This window comes from Pseudomonas sp. W3I7, assembly GCF_030816095.1.
GTDB classification, from domain to species: Bacteria; Pseudomonadota; Gammaproteobacteria; order Pseudomonadales; family Pseudomonadaceae; genus Aquipseudomonas; species Aquipseudomonas salomonii.
Genome location: NZ_JAUSXP010000001.1, coordinates 6,354,777 through 6,372,370, shown reverse-complemented (window position 1 = coordinate 6,372,370; position 17,594 = coordinate 6,354,777). Strand labels below are relative to the sequence as shown.

15 protein-coding genes are annotated in these 17,594 nt (G+C 61.0%); 6 read left to right on the top strand and 9 right to left on the bottom strand.

From position 1 onward, the window contains the following. Nucleotides 1-203: 203 nt before the first annotated feature. Both hexR and QF043_RS29100 read right to left on the bottom strand, forming a co-directional pair. Nucleotides 204-1,070 (bottom strand): transcriptional regulator HexR, encoded by an 867-nt coding sequence (hexR, locus tag QF043_RS29105; RefSeq protein ID WP_003177007.1) that lies wholly within the window; start codon nt 1,068-1,070, stop codon nt 204-206. Between the two features lie 162 nt (nt 1,071-1,232). After that, nucleotides 1,233-4,106 (bottom strand): bifunctional diguanylate cyclase/phosphodiesterase, encoded by a 2,874-nt coding sequence (locus tag QF043_RS29100; protein WP_307421122.1) that lies wholly within the window; start codon nt 4,104-4,106, stop codon nt 1,233-1,235. Between the two features lie 279 nt (nt 4,107-4,385). Here QF043_RS29100 and uvrD point away from each other — a divergent pair, with 279 nt between their 5' ends. The 3 genes from uvrD to QF043_RS29085 all read left to right on the top strand — a co-directional run bounded on the left by uvrD (nt 4,386) and on the right by QF043_RS29085 (nt 8,321). Further along, nucleotides 4,386-6,569, top strand: coding sequence for a DNA helicase II (gene uvrD / locus QF043_RS29095; protein WP_176992479.1), 2,184 nt, complete (start codon nt 4,386-4,388; stop codon nt 6,567-6,569). Nucleotides 6,570-6,914: 345 nt separating this feature from the next. Further along, the gene (locus QF043_RS29090) at nt 6,915-7,778 is read left to right on the top strand and encodes a Tim44 domain-containing protein (RefSeq protein WP_307421121.1); all 864 of its coding nucleotides are present in this window, start codon (nt 6,915-6,917) and stop codon (nt 7,776-7,778) included. 135 nt (nt 7,779-7,913) lie between these two features. Continuing rightward, nucleotides 7,914-8,321: an SMI1/KNR4 family protein gene (locus tag QF043_RS29085; protein WP_017739032.1), complete on the top strand. Its 408-nt coding sequence runs from the start codon at nt 7,914-7,916 to the stop codon at nt 8,319-8,321. 165 nt (nt 8,322-8,486) lie between these two features. Here the strand turns inward: QF043_RS29085 and QF043_RS29080 are convergent, their stop codons facing one another. Beyond that, the gene (locus tag QF043_RS29080; RefSeq protein ID WP_307421120.1) at nt 8,487-10,250 is read right to left on the bottom strand and encodes a cation:proton antiporter; all 1,764 of its coding nucleotides are present in this window, start codon (nt 10,248-10,250) and stop codon (nt 8,487-8,489) included. A gap of 291 nt (nt 10,251-10,541) precedes the next feature. Here QF043_RS29080 and QF043_RS29075 point away from each other — a divergent pair, with 291 nt between their 5' ends. Further along, the gene (locus tag QF043_RS29075) at nt 10,542-11,027 is read left to right on the top strand and encodes an acyl-CoA thioesterase (RefSeq protein ID WP_003213461.1); all 486 of its coding nucleotides are present in this window, start codon (nt 10,542-10,544) and stop codon (nt 11,025-11,027) included. A gap of 130 nt (nt 11,028-11,157) precedes the next feature. On the opposite strand, the gene pdxY is transcribed toward QF043_RS29075, so the two are convergent. Then, nucleotides 11,158-12,030: a pyridoxal kinase PdxY gene (pdxY, locus tag QF043_RS29070; protein ID WP_307421119.1), complete on the bottom strand. Its 873-nt coding sequence runs from the start codon at nt 12,028-12,030 to the stop codon at nt 11,158-11,160. A gap of 117 nt (nt 12,031-12,147) precedes the next feature. Here pdxY and QF043_RS29065 point away from each other — a divergent pair, with 117 nt between their 5' ends. Then, complete coding sequence (locus QF043_RS29065) at nt 12,148-12,543, top strand: DUF3301 domain-containing protein (RefSeq protein WP_058421086.1); 396 nt, start codon at nt 12,148-12,150, stop codon at nt 12,541-12,543. Here the strand turns inward: QF043_RS29065 and QF043_RS29060 are convergent. The 4 genes from QF043_RS29060 to dksA are packed head-to-tail and all read right to left on the bottom strand — an operon-like array spanning nt 12,537 to nt 15,823. Further along, the gene (locus tag QF043_RS29060; protein WP_307421118.1) at nt 12,537-13,499 is read right to left on the bottom strand and encodes a GTP-binding protein; all 963 of its coding nucleotides are present in this window, start codon (nt 13,497-13,499) and stop codon (nt 12,537-12,539) included. The two genes, QF043_RS29065 and QF043_RS29060, sit on opposite strands and share 7 nt — an antisense overlap. Nucleotides 13,500-13,541: 42 nt before the next feature. Next, nucleotides 13,542-14,186, bottom strand: a complete 645-nt coding sequence (locus tag QF043_RS29055) for a DUF1826 domain-containing protein (RefSeq protein ID WP_307421117.1) — start codon at nt 14,184-14,186, stop codon at nt 13,542-13,544. Beyond that, nucleotides 14,186-15,391: a zinc metallochaperone GTPase ZigA gene (gene zigA / locus QF043_RS29050; protein WP_058421083.1), complete on the bottom strand. Its 1,206-nt coding sequence runs from the start codon at nt 15,389-15,391 to the stop codon at nt 14,186-14,188. Before zigA ends, QF043_RS29055 begins: the two co-directional genes overlap by 1 nt. A 27-nt stretch (nt 15,392-15,418) precedes the next feature. After that, nucleotides 15,419-15,823 (bottom strand): RNA polymerase-binding protein DksA, encoded by a 405-nt coding sequence (gene dksA, locus QF043_RS29045; RefSeq protein ID WP_307421116.1) that lies wholly within the window; start codon nt 15,821-15,823, stop codon nt 15,419-15,421. A 126-nt stretch (nt 15,824-15,949) separates the two neighbouring features. On the opposite strand from dksA, the gene QF043_RS29040 reads away from it, so the two are divergent. Next, a complete protein-coding gene (locus QF043_RS29040; protein WP_056860913.1) occupies nt 15,950-16,318 on the top strand; it encodes a hypothetical protein in 369 nt (122 codons plus the stop codon). On the opposite strand, the gene QF043_RS29035 is transcribed toward QF043_RS29040, so the two are convergent. Further along, complete coding sequence (locus QF043_RS29035; RefSeq protein ID WP_065932047.1) at nt 16,315-17,526, bottom strand: N-acetylmuramoyl-L-alanine amidase; 1,212 nt, start codon at nt 17,524-17,526, stop codon at nt 16,315-16,317. The genes QF043_RS29040 and QF043_RS29035 overlap by 4 nt on opposite strands. Between the last annotated feature and the right edge of the window lie 68 nt (nt 17,527-17,594).

Genomic DNA, 17,594 nt, shown 5'->3' with positions numbered 1-17,594 from the left:
TCTCCCAATGCGAGTACGGGGAGTACAGAATGGGCGCAAGGGATGACGGTTTGGCGGCGCGAGGGTTACAGGACGATGAATCTTCCAGCATCAGCGCAGTACCACTGTGGGAGCTGGCTTGCCTGCGATAGCGGTGGGCGGCGACTGATACACAGCCATCGCAGGCAAGCCAGCTCCCACATTTGACCGAGGACGACCTCGAATCAGTCGTCGAGGGCTTTGACGGACTTGGGCGACAACCGCAGGCTGCGCAAGCTGCGCTTCACACTCTTGAGGTGGTTGACCAGGCTCGGCCCGCGCGCCATGGCCACGCCCATCGCCAACACGTCGATCACCACCAGATGCGCAATACGCGAGGTCAGCGGCGTATAGATCTCGGTGTCTTCGTGCACGTCGATCGCCAGGTTGACCGTGGACAGCTCCGCCAACGGCGTCTGGCTCGGGCACAGGGTAATCAACGAAGCGCCGCTTTCACGCACCAGGTTGGCGGTGATCAGCAGGTCTTTGGAGCGCCCGGACTGGGAAATGCAGATGGCCACGTCGGTCGGCTTCAAGGTCACCGCCGACATCGCCTGCATGTGCGGGTCGCTGTAGGCCGCGGCAGTGAGCAGCAGGCGGAAGAATTTGTGCTGGGCATCAGCGGCGACGGCACCGGATGCACCAAAACCATAAAACTCTACGCGCTGGGCCTGGGACATGGCGGTCACGGCCTTTTGCAGCTCAACCGGATCGAGCTTCTCGCGCACCTCCATCAGCGTGTGCAAGGTGGTGTCGAAGATTTTCAGGCTGTAGTCGGCCACGGAGTCGTCTTCATGGATCGCAAACTGCCCGAAGCTCGCACCGGCCGCCAGGCTTTGCGCCAGCTTGAGTTTCAAGTCCTGGAACCCGGAACAACCGATGGCACGGCAAAAGCGCACGATGGTCGGCTCACTGATGCCCACGCTGTGGGCCAGGTCGGCCATGGAACTGTGCATCACGGCCGCAGGGTCAAGCAGCACGTGATCGGCAACCTTGAGTTCCGATTTGCGTAACAGGTGGCGCGACTGGGCGATATGTTGCAACAGGTTCAAAGGGCAGGACTCTTGTTATTGGCAGACGCCAGGGATGTAGCAAGCTTGTAGTTATACTACAAGAATTACCGTTTTGCCCGCCCGATGCATCACTAAATCGCCCTGATGCCCTTTGAATCAGCGGGCAGCCGCCTTGTAGCCATAGGGGCGGCGTGGCGGTCTTTAAGGAAAGTCTGCATTTTTTCGTAATAAATCTGCCAACCCTTCAGCGGCCATCGGCCGACTGATCAAGTAACCCTGTACTTCATCGCAGCGTTCGCCGCGCAGGAAATCCAGCTGCTGCTGGTCTTCCACACCTTCGGCCACCACCTTGAGCGCCAGCCCGTGGGCCATGGCGATGATTGCGCGAGTGATGGCCGCATCTTCCCGGCCCTGGCCAAGCCCCCGGATAAACGTCTGGTCGATCTTCACGTAATCCACGGGGATGCGTTTGAGATAGCTGAGGGACGAATACCCGGTGCCAAAGTCATCGATGGCCAACTTCACGCCCAAATCGCGCAATTGCTGGAAGGTCGCGATGATGTGCTCAACGCTGTCGAGCAGTTGGCTTTCGGTCAGCTCCAGCTCCAGGTATTGCGGGTCCAGGCCGGTTTCTTCGAGCACCTGGCGCACCAGGCTGACCAACTTGCCCTGGCGCAACTGATGCACGGAAAGGTTTACCGACACGCGGATCGGCGCCAGCCCCTGGCGCTGCCACTCGCACGCCTGCCAGCACGCCTGGCGCAGCACGAATTCGCCCAGTGGCACGATCAGACCGGTTTCCTCGGCCAAGCCGATAAAGTCCCCCGGCGGCACCATGCCCCACTGCGGATGCTCCCAGCGCACCAGCGCCTCGGCGGCGTTCAGCTTGCCCGTGGCCAGGCACAGTTTCGGTTGGTAGAACACCGTGAGCTGGCGCTCGTCGATAGCCTTGCGCAGGTGGTTTTCCAGCTGCAAACGCTCCAGCGTGCTGGCTTGCAGGCTGTCGGTGTAGAACTGGAAATTGTTGCCGCCCAAATGCTTGGCGTGTTGCATGGCCATGTTGGATTGGCTGACCAGCGCAGAAATTTCCCGCGCATTGTCCGGCAGCAAACTGACGCCCATTGAGGCGCTGACCACCAGCTCATGCCCCTCCACCGCCACCGGCACCCGCAACTTGGCGAGCAGCCGCGTGGCCACCCGTGCCAGGCTCGACAGGCTGCCATAGGCATCGAACAGCACGGCAAACTCATCACCGGACAGGCGTGCGATGGTGTCGGCTTCGGGCAAGGCATTGATCAGGCGGCGGGCCATTTTCTGCAACAGTTGGTCGGCGACTTCATGGCCGAGGCTGTCGTTGAGCAGCTTGAAGCGGTCCAGGTTGATGTGCAGCAGCGCCAGGCTGCGCCCGCCCTGCCGCACCCGCGCATGCGCCTCACGCAGGCGTTCGCGAAACAGCGAACGGTTGGCCAGGCCCGTCAGCTCGTCATAGTGAGTGAGGTAGCGCATACGCTCCTCGGATTCACGCCGCGCGGATAGATCGGCGAAGAAGCCCACAATGTGGCTGACTTTTCCCCGAGCATCGCGCACTACATTCAATTGCAGCCACTGCGGGTACAGCTCGCCGTTCTTGCGTGTTTCCACCAACTCGCCCTGCCAGGTGCCATGGCTGAGCAGGGCCTGGCGAATCACCGGGAAGTGGCGGCGGGCGTCACGGCTGCTGGGCAGTTCGACGACATTGCGGCCGATCATGTCGTCGATTTCAAAGCCGGTGACGCGGCTGAAGGCCTGGTTAACGGCGATCAGCACGTACTCGGGGTCCAGAATCACGATGCCTTCGCTGGCCGCTTCGAACACCGTCGAGGCCAGGCGTTGCTGTTCCTCCAAGGCCTTGTCGGCGCTGATGTCGCGGCGCGTACCGAGCATGCGCGTGACGCGGCCGCCGGGCGTGCGCTCCACAGCACGGCCACGGTCTTCGATCCACACCCAATGGCCGTCGCCATGGCGCACGCGGTATTCCACCTGGTAATCCTCGCTGCGCCCCTTGAGGTGCTCCACCAGCGCGCGCTTGAGCAGCGGCAGGTCTTCGGGGTGCAGGCGCGGCTTGAGGTGGCTGAGCATCGCCGTGACGTACTCCGGCTCCAGGCCAAACAACTCTTTGAGCTGAGTGTGATGCACCTCGTCGGTTTGCAGGTTCCAGTCCCACAGGCCCAACTCACTGGCTTGCAGGGCCATGGCCAGGCGCGCTTCACTTTTATTCAGGGCCAGGCTGGCGGCGTCCAGCTCCTGGCTGCGTTGCGTCACGCGGTCTTGCAGGCCGATTTGGGCGTCGCGTAATTCCTGTTCGGCCTGGCGACGTTGGCCGACTTCGCGCACCAGTTCCTGATTCAACTGTTCACTGCGTTGCTGCGCCTGCTGCAGATGCTCGATCAGCGCCTGGTTCTGAAAGCGTCGCAACAAGCCGCGCTGGATCAGGCGGTTGACCTGCCAGGCCACCAGGCTCAAAGACGCGAGCAGGATCAGGCCAAGCACGCCCCAACCTTGTTGCTGCGCAGTGCCGTTCCAGAACAGATAGACAATGGCCGGCACCAGACACGGCACGGCAAAGGACAGGAACGCCGGCAAACTCACGGCATAGGCAACGCTGGCCGACAGCGTTGCGGCGCCGATCAGGCCGAACACCCAGGCCTGCTGCATAAAGCTGTCCGCCGGCACCAAAGCGATGGCGGCGGTGGCCAGGGTCAAGCCACTGACCGCCGAGCCGAGCATGAACATGCGCCGCCAGATCGGTAGGGCCTGGCGGCTGGGCATCGCCGAATCGAACGCCGCCACCTGGATCACACGCAGGGCCACCAGGGCGAGCAGCCAGACCAGCCAGATGCTGTCCAACAGGTATTGCTTGGGGTTCCACAGCAACCAGGCGCAGACCAGGCCGTTGACCAGCATCAATAACGTCGGCAGCAACGAGCCTTGATACAACAGGCGAGTGCGTTCGACCGCCATCTCGGTTGCGTAATGTTTACGGATGACCTGCGCGGGCGCCACCGAGGGGCCAAACAGGTCGGGACTGAGGGTCATAGGCAGTGTTCTTATAATGGTGAGCCCGAAACGTGGACGGAGCATACACAAGCAAGCGCTTGGGCCAAACTGCTCCAAGTCATAAAAACCCCACGGTTTTTACCCGCAAACTTCGCGGCCAAAGCGCTTGAGCTAGACAGTGCGCGGGCTGTGGGCCATGACCAACCGGTCATCACCGCCAGCAGAATGTTTGCGTGGCCAGGATCGCCCGGAATGTTTTGTATCGACCACCCGGCATTGGGATTTGCCCGACTCCCCGCAGCACCCTAGAATGCGCCGATGCGCGATGATCTCTCCCTTTTGCTGAACTCCCTCAACGATGCCCAACGCCAGGCTGTCGCAGCCCCCGTTGGCCGTCAGTTGGTCCTGGCCGGTGCTGGCTCCGGTAAAACCCGAGTGCTGGTGCACCGTATCGCCTGGTTGATCCAGGTCGAAAACGCGTCCCCGCACTCCATCCTGTCGGTGACCTTCACCAACAAGGCCGCTGCCGAGATGCGCCACCGCATCGAGCAACTGATGGGCATCAGCCCGGCCGGCATGTGGGTGGGCACCTTCCACGGCCTGGCGCACCGCCTGTTGCGGGCGCACTGGCAGGAAGCAGGGTTGAGCCAGACCTTCCAGATTCTCGACAGCGATGACCAGCAACGCCTGGTCAAGCGGGTGATCCGCGAGCTGGGCCTGGACGAGCAACGCTGGCCGGCGCGTCAGGCGCAATGGTTTATCAACGGCCAGAAAGACGAAGGCCTGCGCCCGCAACATATCCAGGCCAGCGGCGATTTGTTCCTGGCCACCATGCGCAGCATTTATGAAGCCTACGAGGCCGCCTGCGTGCGCGCCGGCGTGATCGACTTCTCCGAGTTGCTGTTGCGCGCCCTCGACCTGTGGCGCGACAACCCCGGCTTGCTGGCCCATTACCAGAAACGCTTCCGGCACATTCTGGTGGACGAGTTCCAGGACACCAACGCCGTGCAGTACGCCTGGTTGCGCCTGCTGGCCAAGGGCGGCGACAGCTTGATGGTGGTGGGCGACGACGACCAGTCGATCTACGGCTGGCGCGGCGCGAAAATCGAGAACATCTACCAGTATTCCGACGATTTCCCGGACGCGATCACCATCCGCCTGGAACAGAACTACCGCTCCACCGCCGGCATCCTCAAGGCCGCCAACGCCTTGATCGCCAACAACACCGGGCGCATGGGCAAAGAACTGTGGACCGACGGCGGCGAAGGCGAAGCGATCAACCTGTACGCCGCGTTCAATGAACACGACGAAGCGCGCTACGTGGTGGAAACCATCGAAAGCGCGTTGAAAACCGGCCTGGCGCGCAGCGATATCGCGATTCTGTACCGCTCCAACGCCCAGTCGCGGGTACTGGAAGAAGCCTTGCTGCGCGAGCGCATTCCTTACCGCATCTATGGCGGCCAGCGCTTCTTCGAACGTGCCGAAATCAAGAACGCCATGGCTTACCTGCGCTTGCTGGAAGGCCGTGGCAACGATGCGGCGCTGGAGCGGGTGATCAATATCCCGGCGCGTGGCATCGGTGAGAAAACCGTTGAGGCGATTCGCGACCACGCCCGCCACGCCGATGTGTCGATGTGGGAATCCATGCGCCTGCTGATCGCCAACAAGGGCCTGACCGGGCGTGCTGCCGGGGCGTTGGGTGTGTTTGTCGAGTTGATCGAGAACCTGGCGGCCAAGTGCGCAGAAATGCCGCTGCACTTGATGACCCAGACCGTGATCGAGCAGTCCGGGCTGATCGCCTATCACGAAGCGGAAAAAGGCGAAAAAGGCCAGGCCCGGGTAGAAAACCTTGAGGAACTGGTCAGCGCGGCCCGCGCATTCGAAAACACCGAGGAAGATGAAGAGCTGACGCCGCTCGCCGCCTTCCTCGGCCATGCGTCGCTCGAAGCCGGTGATACCCAGGCCGATGAGCATGAAGACAGCATCCAGCTGATGACCTTGCACAGTGCCAAGGGCCTGGAATTTCCGTATGTGTTCCTGGTGGGCATGGAAGAAGGTCTGTTCCCGCACAAGATGAGCCTGGAAGAGCCCGGCCGCCTTGAGGAAGAACGCCGCCTGGCCTACGTGGGCATCACCCGCGCCATGCAGAACCTGGTGATGACCTACGCCGAGACCCGACGTTTGTACGGCAGCGAGACCTACAACAAGGTGTCGCGCTTCGTACGTGAAGTGCCGAAAGGTCTGATCCAGGAAGTGCGCTTGTCCAACAGCGTCAGCCGACCGTTCGGCGGCGGCCAGCAGCAGAACTCCAGCAGCATGTTCGCCGGTTCCGAGATTCCGGAAACGCCCTTCAGCCTTGGCCAGCAGGTCAAGCATGCGATCTTCGGTGAGGGTGTAATCCTTAACTTCGAAGGCGCTGGCGCCCAGGCACGGGTGCAGGTGAATTTCGCCGAAGGCAGCAAGTGGCTGATGATGGGTTACGCGAAGCTCGAAGCAATCTGACGATCGTCTGTGGCGAGGGAGCTTGCTCCCGCTGGAGCGCGAAGCGCTCCCATTTTGCGCCGCTGCGATGTATCAGCTAGACCGCGTTTGCCTGATTGGGCTGCTTCGCAGCCCAGCGGGAGCCAGCTCCCTCGCCACACATCGCCCTCCTGATGAAACTTCGCGTTACATGAAGGTTGTTGGCCCTCCCTTGTTTTTAAGCAGTACGGGCCAATATCTGAGATAAGTCCTACAGGCCATTCTGAATCGGTCTTACGCAAAAGCCCGAAACATTATGTCGCTAGCCACTGTCACGACACCTGTGCAACATGGCGCGCGTGCAATCCACAAATGGGAATTCCCTTTATGAAACGATTTCTTAGCATCGCCATGGCGTTGTGCATCGGCCTGACGATGAGCCTCGACGCCAACGCCAAGCGCTTCGGTGGCGGCAAAAGCATGGGCTCGGCGCCGACTCACCAGACCAGCCAAATGGTTCCTTCCGCCGGTGGCGCAGCCGCGACCGCAGGCGCAGCCGGTGCTGCCGGCGCCGCCGCCAAGGCCGGCGGTGCTTCGCGCTGGTTAGGCCCTCTGGCCGGTATCGCCGCCGGTGGCCTGCTCGCTTCCATGTTCATGGGCGGCGGCTTCCAGGGCATGCAGATCTTCGACATCCTGATCCTGGCCGTCATCGCCTTTGTGATCTTCCGCTTTATCGCCGCCCGTCGACGCAAGCAGCAGGAGCACCTGGCTCCAGCCGGCGCGCCGATGCAGCGTGAAGTGTTCGAGCAAAAACCAGCCATGGGCTCGATCTTCGGTGGTTCGGCCGCGCCTGCTGCCGCTCGTCCGGTGATCAATGCACCGGCCTGGTTCAACGAAGAACGTTTCGTCGAAGCGGCCCGCAGCCACTTCCAGTCCCTGCAGCAGCACTGGGACGCCAACGAAATGGACAAGATCGCCGAGTTCGTAACCCCGCAACTGCTGGAGTTCCTCAAGCGCGAACGGGCCGAAATCGGCGATGCGTTCCAGTCGACTTACATCGACGACCTGCGCGTGCAGCTGGACGGTGTGGATGATCGCGCCGACAAGACCATCGCCACCCTGACCTTCAGCGGTGTGTCGAAGACCTCGCGCTTCGACCAGGGCGAAGTGTTCAGCGAAAGCTGGAACATGGAACGCCCGCAAGGCGAGAACCAGCCTTGGCTGGTCGCCGGTATCCGCCAGAACGGCTGATAACCGCACGCTTGAGCACTTGGTAATAAAAACCCCGGACATGTTCCGGGGTTTTCTATTTCGCGGTTGCACTTATAGCGAGCTACTGTATAAAACGCCCTATTAACCGCGCCAACTAGCAAGAGGATCCCGGCCGTGGAAGAAATCATCGAACAATTGCGTGAAGCCAACGAACCGGTCCCGGTTCCTCTGGAGCTGCCTGACGAAGACCAACTGGTGGAAATCGAGGAACAACTGTTCATCGACATCCCGTTTGTCTTCCGTGAATTCCTGTTGACCGTCAGCGATGTGGTGTACGGCAGCCTGGAACCGGTGACCGTCACCGACCCGCAGTCCCATACCTACCTGCCGGACGTTGCCGCCAACGCCTGGGACGCCGGTGTTGACCGTAGCATGATCCCGATCTGCCAGGACGGCGATGACTACTACTGCGTCGAAGAAGACGGCACTGTGGTGCTGTGGTCGGGCGAAGAGGAACTGGTCACCGAAGAAACCTGGGAATCGGTGTGGCACTGGGCGCGGGACGTCTGGCTGGAAAGCTGAGTCCCAAAACCTTAGGTGACCCCGCTTTTGTGGCGAGGGAGCTTGCTCCCGCTGGGCTGCGAAGCAGCCCCAACCAGGGCAACGCGTTTATCCAGGTGTGGCGAGGTGACTGTTTCAGGGCTGCTGCGCAGTCCAGCGGGAGCAAGCTCCCTCGCCACAATGACATCAGTGCTCCGGCGTATCTTTGTGGTTATCCAGGGTCTCCAGCAAGGCGACCTGCATCCGCGTATGCACGCGGATGAACCACCGCCAGAGCACCGCCGCCACCGCCGCCGTGACCACGGCAATCAGTACCAGCAACTTGTTGGTCGGCAATATACTGGCCGACAAGGCTGCCAATAGCAGGAAGATCACCAACAGCGACAGGATCGGGATCAGCTCCGCGATCACCCGTCGCACACGCTGAGTATGCCGCCCGGCCATCTCCGGTTTCACACTCATCTCCGCCAGCAACATCGACAGCGCCTTGAGCTTGCGGTACGCCGCAATCAGAAACGGCAGCGACAGCAGCAACGCCCCACCCCAGATCAATGCCTTCTGCCAGCTCGGATCATTGACCCAGCCTTCCAGATACCCGCCAATGCGCGCCGCGAAGAAGCTGCCGGCAAAGAAGATCGCGATCACCAATGCCAGGTTCACGCCCACTTGCAGGATGATCTTGCGAATCATCGACGCCAGCATCGCGCCCTCACCTTGAGGCTGAATGCTGCGCAACCATTCGCCATACATACCGAACACCCGGCTCATGCGCTTGGGCATTACCGCGGCAATCTTCAACGACAACGGGTCAGCGCCACGAATCAGGTACGGCGTGAGCAGTGTGGTAATCGCCGAAACCGCCACCGCCACCGGATAGAGGAAGTCACTGGTCACCTGCAAGGTCATCCCCAGCGCGGCGATGATGAAGGAAAACTCGCCAATCTGTGACAGCCCCATGCCCACGCGCAGTGAGGTGCGGCCATCATTGCCGGCAATAAACGCACCGAGGCCGCAGGACAGCATTTTGCCCAGCACTACCGCCACGGTAATCACCGCGATTGGCCAGGCGTACTGCAGCAGGATCTGCGGGTCGATCATCAAGCCGATGGCGACAAAGAAGATCGCGCTGAACATGTCGCGAACCGGTTCGATCAGGCGTTCAATTTTAATCAGCTGGCGAGATTCGGCCATGATCGCGCCGATCAGGAACGCGCCCAGCACCATGCTGTATTCGAGCTTGACCACCAGCAGGCAAAAGCCGAAACACAGGCCCAACACGGTGATCAGCAGCATCTCGTTACTTTCAAACTTGGCCACATAGGCCAGCAGGCGCGGCACCAGCAAAATGCCGATCACCAACGCCACAATCATGAACAGCGACAGCTTGCCGACCGTGGAGAACACCTCGCCGGAACTCACCGTGCCGCTGACCGCGATGCTCGACAGCAGGGCAATGATGCCGATGCCCAGGATGTCCTCGACGATCAGCACGCCAAAAATCAGCTGGGCAAAACGCTGGTTCTTCATCTTCAGGTCATTGAGTGCCTTGACGATGATGGTGGTCGAAGAGATCGCCAGAATGGCGCCGAGGAACAGCGAATCCATGGTGTTCCAGTCAAACCAGCGGCCGATCTCGTAGCCGATCCAGATCATCAGGATGATTTCCAGGAAGGCCGCGATAAACGCCGTGGCGCCGACCTTGAACAACTTGCGCAGGCTGAACTCCAGGCCCAGGCAAAACATCAGGAAGATCACCCCCAGCTCAGCCAGGGTCTTGATGGTGTCTTCGTCGTGGATCAGGCCGAACGGCGGCGTGTGAGGGCCGATGATGAACCCGGCGACGATATAGCCCAGCACCACCGGCTGCTTGAGGCGGTGAAACAGGATGGTGACAACCCCTGCCACCAACATGATCACGGCCAAGTCCTGGATAAAGCTGATGGCGTGCATGGCGAGGGGCTCCTTGAGGGTACTGGCGCTTTTCCCACTTCCGCACGCGCCCTTGGACAGTCGCGAAGCGCGGAAGGAAAAGTCTGCCTTGATCGTAAGAAATGCCCTGAGATGGGCTTTTGAAGGTTAACACCGCGACTTCCGGCAGAAAGCCGGTGCAATATATGGAAACAGATCGGTGTTCGCGTGACGGCAAGCCGCCCATTGGCGTCCCGTTAGGGAGTGCGCTGTAAAGATTCCAGCACCCGTAGAGGTGTCCCCCAACCAATGCCTACAACCCGTGAGTGTGCTATGGAACCCGGAAACGCCCAGCTGTCGATGACGGTATTGATGACCCCTGACATGGCCAACTTCTCAGGCAATGTGCACGGCGGCACCCTGCTCAAGTACCTCGACGAAGTGGCCTACGCCTGCGCGAGCCGTTACGCGGGCCGTTATGTGGTCACGCTGTCGGTCGACCAGGTGATTTTTCGCGAGCCGATTCATGTCGGCGAGCTGGTGACCTTCCTGGCCTCGGTCAACTACACCGGCAACACATCGATGGAAGTGGGCATCAAGGTGGTGACCGAAAACATCCGCGAGCGCTCGGTGCGCCATACCAACAGCTGCTTCTTCACCATGGTGGCCGTGGACGACCAGCGCAAACCCGCCGCCGTACCGCCGCTGCAGCCGCAGAACAGCGAAGACAAGCGCCGGTTTGTACAGGCGCAGCAACGCCGGCAGATCCGTCAGGAGCTGGAGAAGCGTTACCAGGAAATCAAGGCCGACGGGCCGTAAGTCCCGAGCTGTAAACCCAATCGAATGTGGGAGCTGGCTTGCCTGCGATGACGGCCTGACAGTCGACATCTTTGTCGCCTGACACACCGTCATCGCAGGCAAGCCAGCTCCCACATTGGGTTTTGTGTGCTTACAGGCAGATGGGTGTTGCTTCGAAGCGCACACGCGGATGCGCGATTCGATCCTGAGCCCGCACCAGCTCCAGCTCGTAACTGGTGCAGGCCTGGGTTTCCAGCAGCACTTCATGCACCGCTGCGGCGGTGAACTCGAAGGCTGCCAACAGGCTGTCACCCAACAGCACACGCGCCAGGAACAACCCCGACGTCAGGTCGCCCACACCCACCGGCTGACGCGGGAACGCCAGCAACGGCCGACGCAAGTGCCAGCTGCCTTCAGCGGTAACCAGTAGCATCTCGAAACCCTCCGGCAACTTGCCCGGGTAATCCAGGTGTTTGACCAATACCGCCTTCGGCCCACGGGCCAGCAGCGCCTTGGCCATCGCCAGGCAATCGAACAGCGATTGCGGTTTGCGCCCGGCAAAGCTATCTAGCTCCAGCTGATTAGGGCACAGGAAATCCGCCATGGCCGCCGCCTCGTCCAGCAGGAAATCGCTGACTTCCTGAGGCACGATGCAACCCTTTTCCGGATGGCCCATGACGGGGTCGCACAGGTACAGGGCTTTAGGGTTAATGGCCTTGATACGTGCCACGCCGGTCAAAATCGCGCGGCCCTGATCGGCACTGCCCAAGTAGCCGGACAGCACCGCGTCGCAGTTACCCAGCTCGCCAATCGCGGCAATGCCTTCTACCAGCGCCGGAATTTGCTGCGGCGCCAGCACTTCCCCCGCCCACTGGCCATACTGAGTGTGATTGGAGAACTGCACCGTGTTCAGCGGCCAGACGTTCACCCCGACCCGCTGCATGGGGAACACGGCGGCGCTGTTTCCGGCGTGGCCAAAGACCACATGAGACTGGATCGCAAGCAGATGAGGTGTGCGTTTCATGCGGGAGATTTCCGTAAAGCCGTTAGAATTCTGGCCGCGCAGTATGCGACTAAACGCAGCCTGTACGACAGACCAGCGACACAGTTAAGCTGCTCTCACTTTGTTGGAGTTCATCGCATGCTGACCCTGGGAAACATCTTCGTGTTGATGCTGTTGGCGACCGGTGCCGCCTGGGTGTGGCACAACCACGGCCTGCGCGAAAAGGCGCTGGAGCGGGTCAAGCAGCATTGCGCCAAGCTCGATATCGAACTGCTCGACGGCGCAGTGGCGCTCAAACGCATCGGTTTTGTGAAAGATGCCAATGGTCGGCGCCGCTTGGCGCGCATTTATAACTTTGAGTTCACCGTGACCGGCGAAGCCCGTCATCCTGGGACTATCACTCAGTTCGGCGCCCACAGCGCGCAGATCGAGTTGGCGCCCTACCCGTTCGAGATCAAGACGCCGCTGCCCAGCGCCGAAGTCATCGAGCTGAGCCAATGGCGCCAGGACCACGCCAGCAAGACCCGTCACTGACGGCAGGCGGCCAGCGCGATCTGTAGCCCAGCCACGTCCTGTGGCTGGCTGAAAATCAATTCAATACGTGAATCGCGGCGCCACTCGCTGGGTTGCCAGGTGAGTGGACTATTATCCACAGCGTTAGCCGACACCCAGGTATCGCCGCTGTGGATAACCAGCTTGGCACGGCGCCATTCAAGGCCTGACAGCCAGCGGTGCAGGCGCGCAATGTCGAATGACTGGCTCGGGTGCCAGCGCCAACCAATGCTCCAGCCATCTTCCTGAGCCTGGCTCAAGCAAATGGGCAACGCAGGATCCGTCCAGATCGCCGGCATCTGTGCCAGGCCTTCAGGTACGTCGAAGTTATCCACAGCTGCGCCAGCCTGTGCATCCAGGCCGGGCAATTGCGTCAGCGGCAAGTGCGCCTGGCGGGTCCAGTAAATCGGGCAAGCAGGCAGTTGCTGTTCTATGGCCTGGCGCTGTGAGGCATCCAACGCTTCATCTTTGTTCAGTACCAGCAAACCGGCGCTGGCCAGCGCTTCCTGCTGTGCTTGCGGCAATGCTCTGCCCGCTGCCAACGCTTGGGCATCCAATACCAACACACACGGCTGAACCGCGAGCACGCCCTGCCATGGCGCCTCGCGCAATTGCTTGAGCAACTGCGCCGGGTGACCCAAGCCTGAAGGCTCGATAAACAGCCGATCCGGCTTGGCCTTACGCAGCAGGCGGCCAAGCCCTACCTGGAACGGTGCACCATTCACACAGCACAAGCAGCCACCGGCCACTTCGCCCAGGGCAATGCCGTCGCCGTCCTGTGTGAGTAATGCGGCGTCCAGGCCGATTTGCCCGAACTCATTGATCAACACGGCCCAGCGCTCGTTGGCCGGGCGTTGGGCCAGCAGGTGTTTGATCAGGCTGGTCTTGCCGGCGCCCAAAGGCCCGGCAATCACGTGAGTGGGAATGTTCTGCAGCATCGGGGCATCATCTGACCGGGTAGAGCGCTTGATCCTACGCGGTTATGCAAGCCAATCCAGCGTCAGGATCAACCGGCGCTCGTCGGCCTTGAGCGCGGGTGAGCGATGGATCAAGCCATGGTTCTCGTTGCCGTGCCATTTTGTGCCCTTGAGCAGGGCCACTTCGCCGCAGTGGACCTGCTCGATACACTCGGTGGGTTCCGCGTCGGGCTGGCTGAGTTTACGCCGGTCCATCACGCCTTCGCGCAGCCACTGGCTGCCGATGCCAGCGTAGGTGGTGATCAGCCGAACCGGCACATGGTCGACGTGAAAACGCGGGCACATGGCCTTGTCCAACAGCCGCAAACGCACGCCAATGCGCTTGGCGCCGAGCAAGCACGCAAACGCGCTGACCAGCCAGGACACATCGGCGATAAAACCCTCGTAGCCTTCAAGATCGTGGCAACTGGACGCCAACCCCTGCAAATTCGGCACAGCGTCCTCATTCTCGAGTTCAATCACCCTGGAATCCGCCAACGGTTCATTGAGCGCCACCAGCAAGGCGCCGAATTCTGCGATATGCAGGGGCAACTGGCGCTGCCACAGCGCCAGGTTGACGTCGTTTTCGAGGATGTCCGACAGCGCCAGCGGGGTTTCACCACGGGTCTGCCGGATCACCGGGCGTAAGGGAATTACCGGGGCCAGCATCAGGCTACCTGCTCATACCAAGGGCCAAAGGGGTCGGCCAACTGGCGCCAGCCTTCGACGCCCAGGGCCATTTCTTCATCATTAAGCAAGCAGGCGTCCAGCTCGGCGCGCATCTGCGCGAAGTCGATGTTTTGCCCGATAAACACCAACTCCTGGCGGCAGTCGCCGGTGCTCAATTGCCAGTTGCCCATGATCGCCGCCACGCTTTCTTCGTCTTGCGGCCACTGGCTTTTCGGCACAAAACGCCACCAGCGCCCGGCAAAGCCATGGCGCATCAAGCCGCCGGCCTGGGACCAACTGCCCGCATCCTGATGCTTGCTCGCCAGCCAGAAAAAACCCTTGGAGCGCAGCAGTTTGCCGTTCACCCAAGGGCGGTCGATAAAGTCGAAGAAGCGTTGCGGATGAAACGGGCGACGCGCGCGGTAAGCGGTGGAGGCGATGCCATATTCTTCGGTTTCCGGCACGTGTTCACCGCGCAACTCCTGCAGCCAGCCTGGCGCTTGCGCTGCGCGTTCGAAGTCGAAGCGGCCGGTGTTGAGGATCTTGTTCAGCGGCACTTCGCCCATCACCATCGGGATGATTTCCGCCTGCGCATTGAGGCGCTCAAGGATGGCCATCAACTCCTCGCGTTCGCGGCTGCTGATCAGGTCGATCTTGCTGATCAGGATCACGTCGGCGAATTCGATCTGCTCGATCAGCAAATCGGTGATGGAGCGCTCGTCGTCTTCGCCCAGGGTTTCACCCCGGGAAGCAAGGCTTTCGGCAGCTTGGTAATCGAGCAGAAAGTTCATGCCGTCGACCACGGTGACCATGGTGTCCAGGCGTGCGATATCGGCCAGGCTTTGCTCGTTTTCATCACGAAACGTGAAGGTCTCGGCCACGGGCAGCGGCTCGGAAATGCCGGTGGATTCGATCAACAGGTAATCGAAGCGACCTTCCTTGGCGAGCTTTGTAACCTCTTCCAGCAAGTCTTCACGCAAGGTGCAGCAGATGCAGCCGTTGCTCATCTCGACCAGTTTTTCTTCGGAGCGATTCAGGGTGACGTCACGCTGCACCTCGCTGCCGTCGATATTGATTTCACTCATGTCGTTGACGATCACCGCCACCCGCAGGTTTTCGCGGTTGCGCAGAACGTAGTTGAGCAGCGTGCTTTTACCGGCGCCGAGGAAGCCGGACAGCACGGTAACGGGAAGGCGATTGGTCATCAGGTAGTCCTCATCAGGGTTGGCCGGTCAAATCGCCCGTTTATGGCGTTCGCGCAGCTCTTCACGTTCTTTGGCTTCGATACACAGGGTGGCGGTGGGCCGCAGCAGCAGGCGTTGCAGGCCGATGGGCTCGCCGGTTTCGCGGCACCAGCCGTATTCGCCGCGGGCCAGCCGTTCGATGGCATCGTCGATCTTGTCCAAGAGCTTTTTTTCACGCTCCAGTAGGCGCAGCTGCCATTGGCGCTGCTCTTCGGCGCTGCCGATGTCGGCCAGGTCGCTGTTGGTTTCCTGCTCGCGCAGCAGCAAAAATTCGGCCTCGATACGCGCCTGCAATTCATCGCGCTGGTTCAGCAACAGTGTTCGGAAGAAACCTTGCTGAGCGTCATTCATGTAGTCGGCGGGCGGTTGGGCCAGAAGGTCTTGTTCAGTCATGGGAAGCGGTTCACGGGTCAGGCTGTGTTTTAATGTTATAGTATAACAATACAAATAAGCCAATCCCCGCTTGCTCGCCACGACGAAGGGCGCAATGCTGGAACACTTTCTTGCCCGAGAGGCGCTATGAAAACCCTGGTGTGTGCCCTGTTACTGGGCGTGGCAGGCACTGCCTGCGCGCAAACGCCGAGCCTGTTGGCGAACTGCACGCGCAGCGCCAACTTGCTGGCCTGTGTAGACCCGCTGGGCAACGCCTACAGCGTGGCGACGGTTGGCAGCACCACGTATTTGCGCGGTTTTGAAGTGATCGGCAAACGCTATTGGGCACAGACCAGCAGTCGCTACGGGCAGCTGACGTTCTTTACCGGGTTGGCGTCCGATGGTGAGGCGTGGGTCGGCTACACGCGCCGCGTGGGCTGGACCACCATCAACCGGTTTTCCAGTTCGGGTGGCGCCAGCGCCAAGTTCACGTGCAGCCGCATAGCCGGCTGTTAGACCTGGCCGCTCTTCTGTTCCTGAACCCAAGCCATGTAGCTGTTCATCGGCGGGTTCTTCTCGAAGTATTTTTTCAGGCCGTCGAACAGCCCATCCGCCACGGCTTGTTGATGACGCGCCGTCACCAGCCGCTGGGCGTCCTGCGTGTTGGAGATAAACCCGGTTTCCACCAGGATCGACGGCACGTCGGGTGATTTAAGCACCGCAAACCCGGCTTGCTCCACGCGTTTCTGGTGCAGCGTGGTGATGCTTTGCAGGCTGCCCAACACCGAGCTGCCCAGCTGCAGGCTGGAGGCGATGGTGGCGTTCATCGACATATCGAGAATCACCCCAGCCAGCATCGGGTCCTTGTCCTTGAGGTTGAGCAAGGTGGTGGCGCCCAGCAGGTCGGCGCCGTTTTCGCGTTGCGCCATAAAGCGCGCGGTGGCGGAGGTGGCGCCGCCTTCCGACAACGCATACACCGAAGCGCCCGACGCGGTGAGCCGTGGCGCGGCGTCGGCATGCACCGAGATAAACATATCGGCCTTGTGCTGACGGGCAATGTCCACGCGCTTGCGCAGCGGCACGAAGAAGTCGTCGTTGCGCACCAGCTTCACGTCAAAGCCCTTCTCGCGCTTCAAGCGTTTGGCCAGCAGTTGGGCGATGGACAGCACCACGTCTTTTTCGCGCTGGCCCTTGGAGCCGATGGCGCCAGGGTCTTTGCCGCCGTGGCCGGGGTCGACCACCACAATGATGTCGCGCTTGGGATGGGCCTTGTCGACTGGGGCGACTAAAGGCGCCGGCTGCGCTGCAATCTGGCGCGGCGCGTGGGTGGCGCTGGTCAGGTCGAGCACCAGCCGATGGCCTTGGCCATCCTGCGGCGGCAATAGAAAGCTGTTGAGCTGCATCGGCGAGGCCAGGTCCAGCACGATGCGCGTATCGCTCTTGCCGAAATGCCCCGAACGAATCGAAGTAATCCCGCTGTTCTTCAACGCCAACTGAGAGAAGTCACCACTGAGCCCGGCGCCGCTCAGGTCGATGATCACGCGCTCCGGCGACGTCAGGGAGAAGGTCTTGTATTGCACCGGGCCGCTGAGGTCGAACACCAGCCGCAGTTTGTCGTCGGAGCGCCACAAGCGCGCATTACGAATCTGTGTGGCAAACGCCCCCAATGGAAAGGTGAACAGAGGGCTGACCAGCAGCAGATTGAGAAGCTGACGTCTGTGCATGAAAAACACCGCAAATAAAGGAGCGTCCCTGCTCGACATGACTGAGGAAAGACTGAAGCAGAAAAATC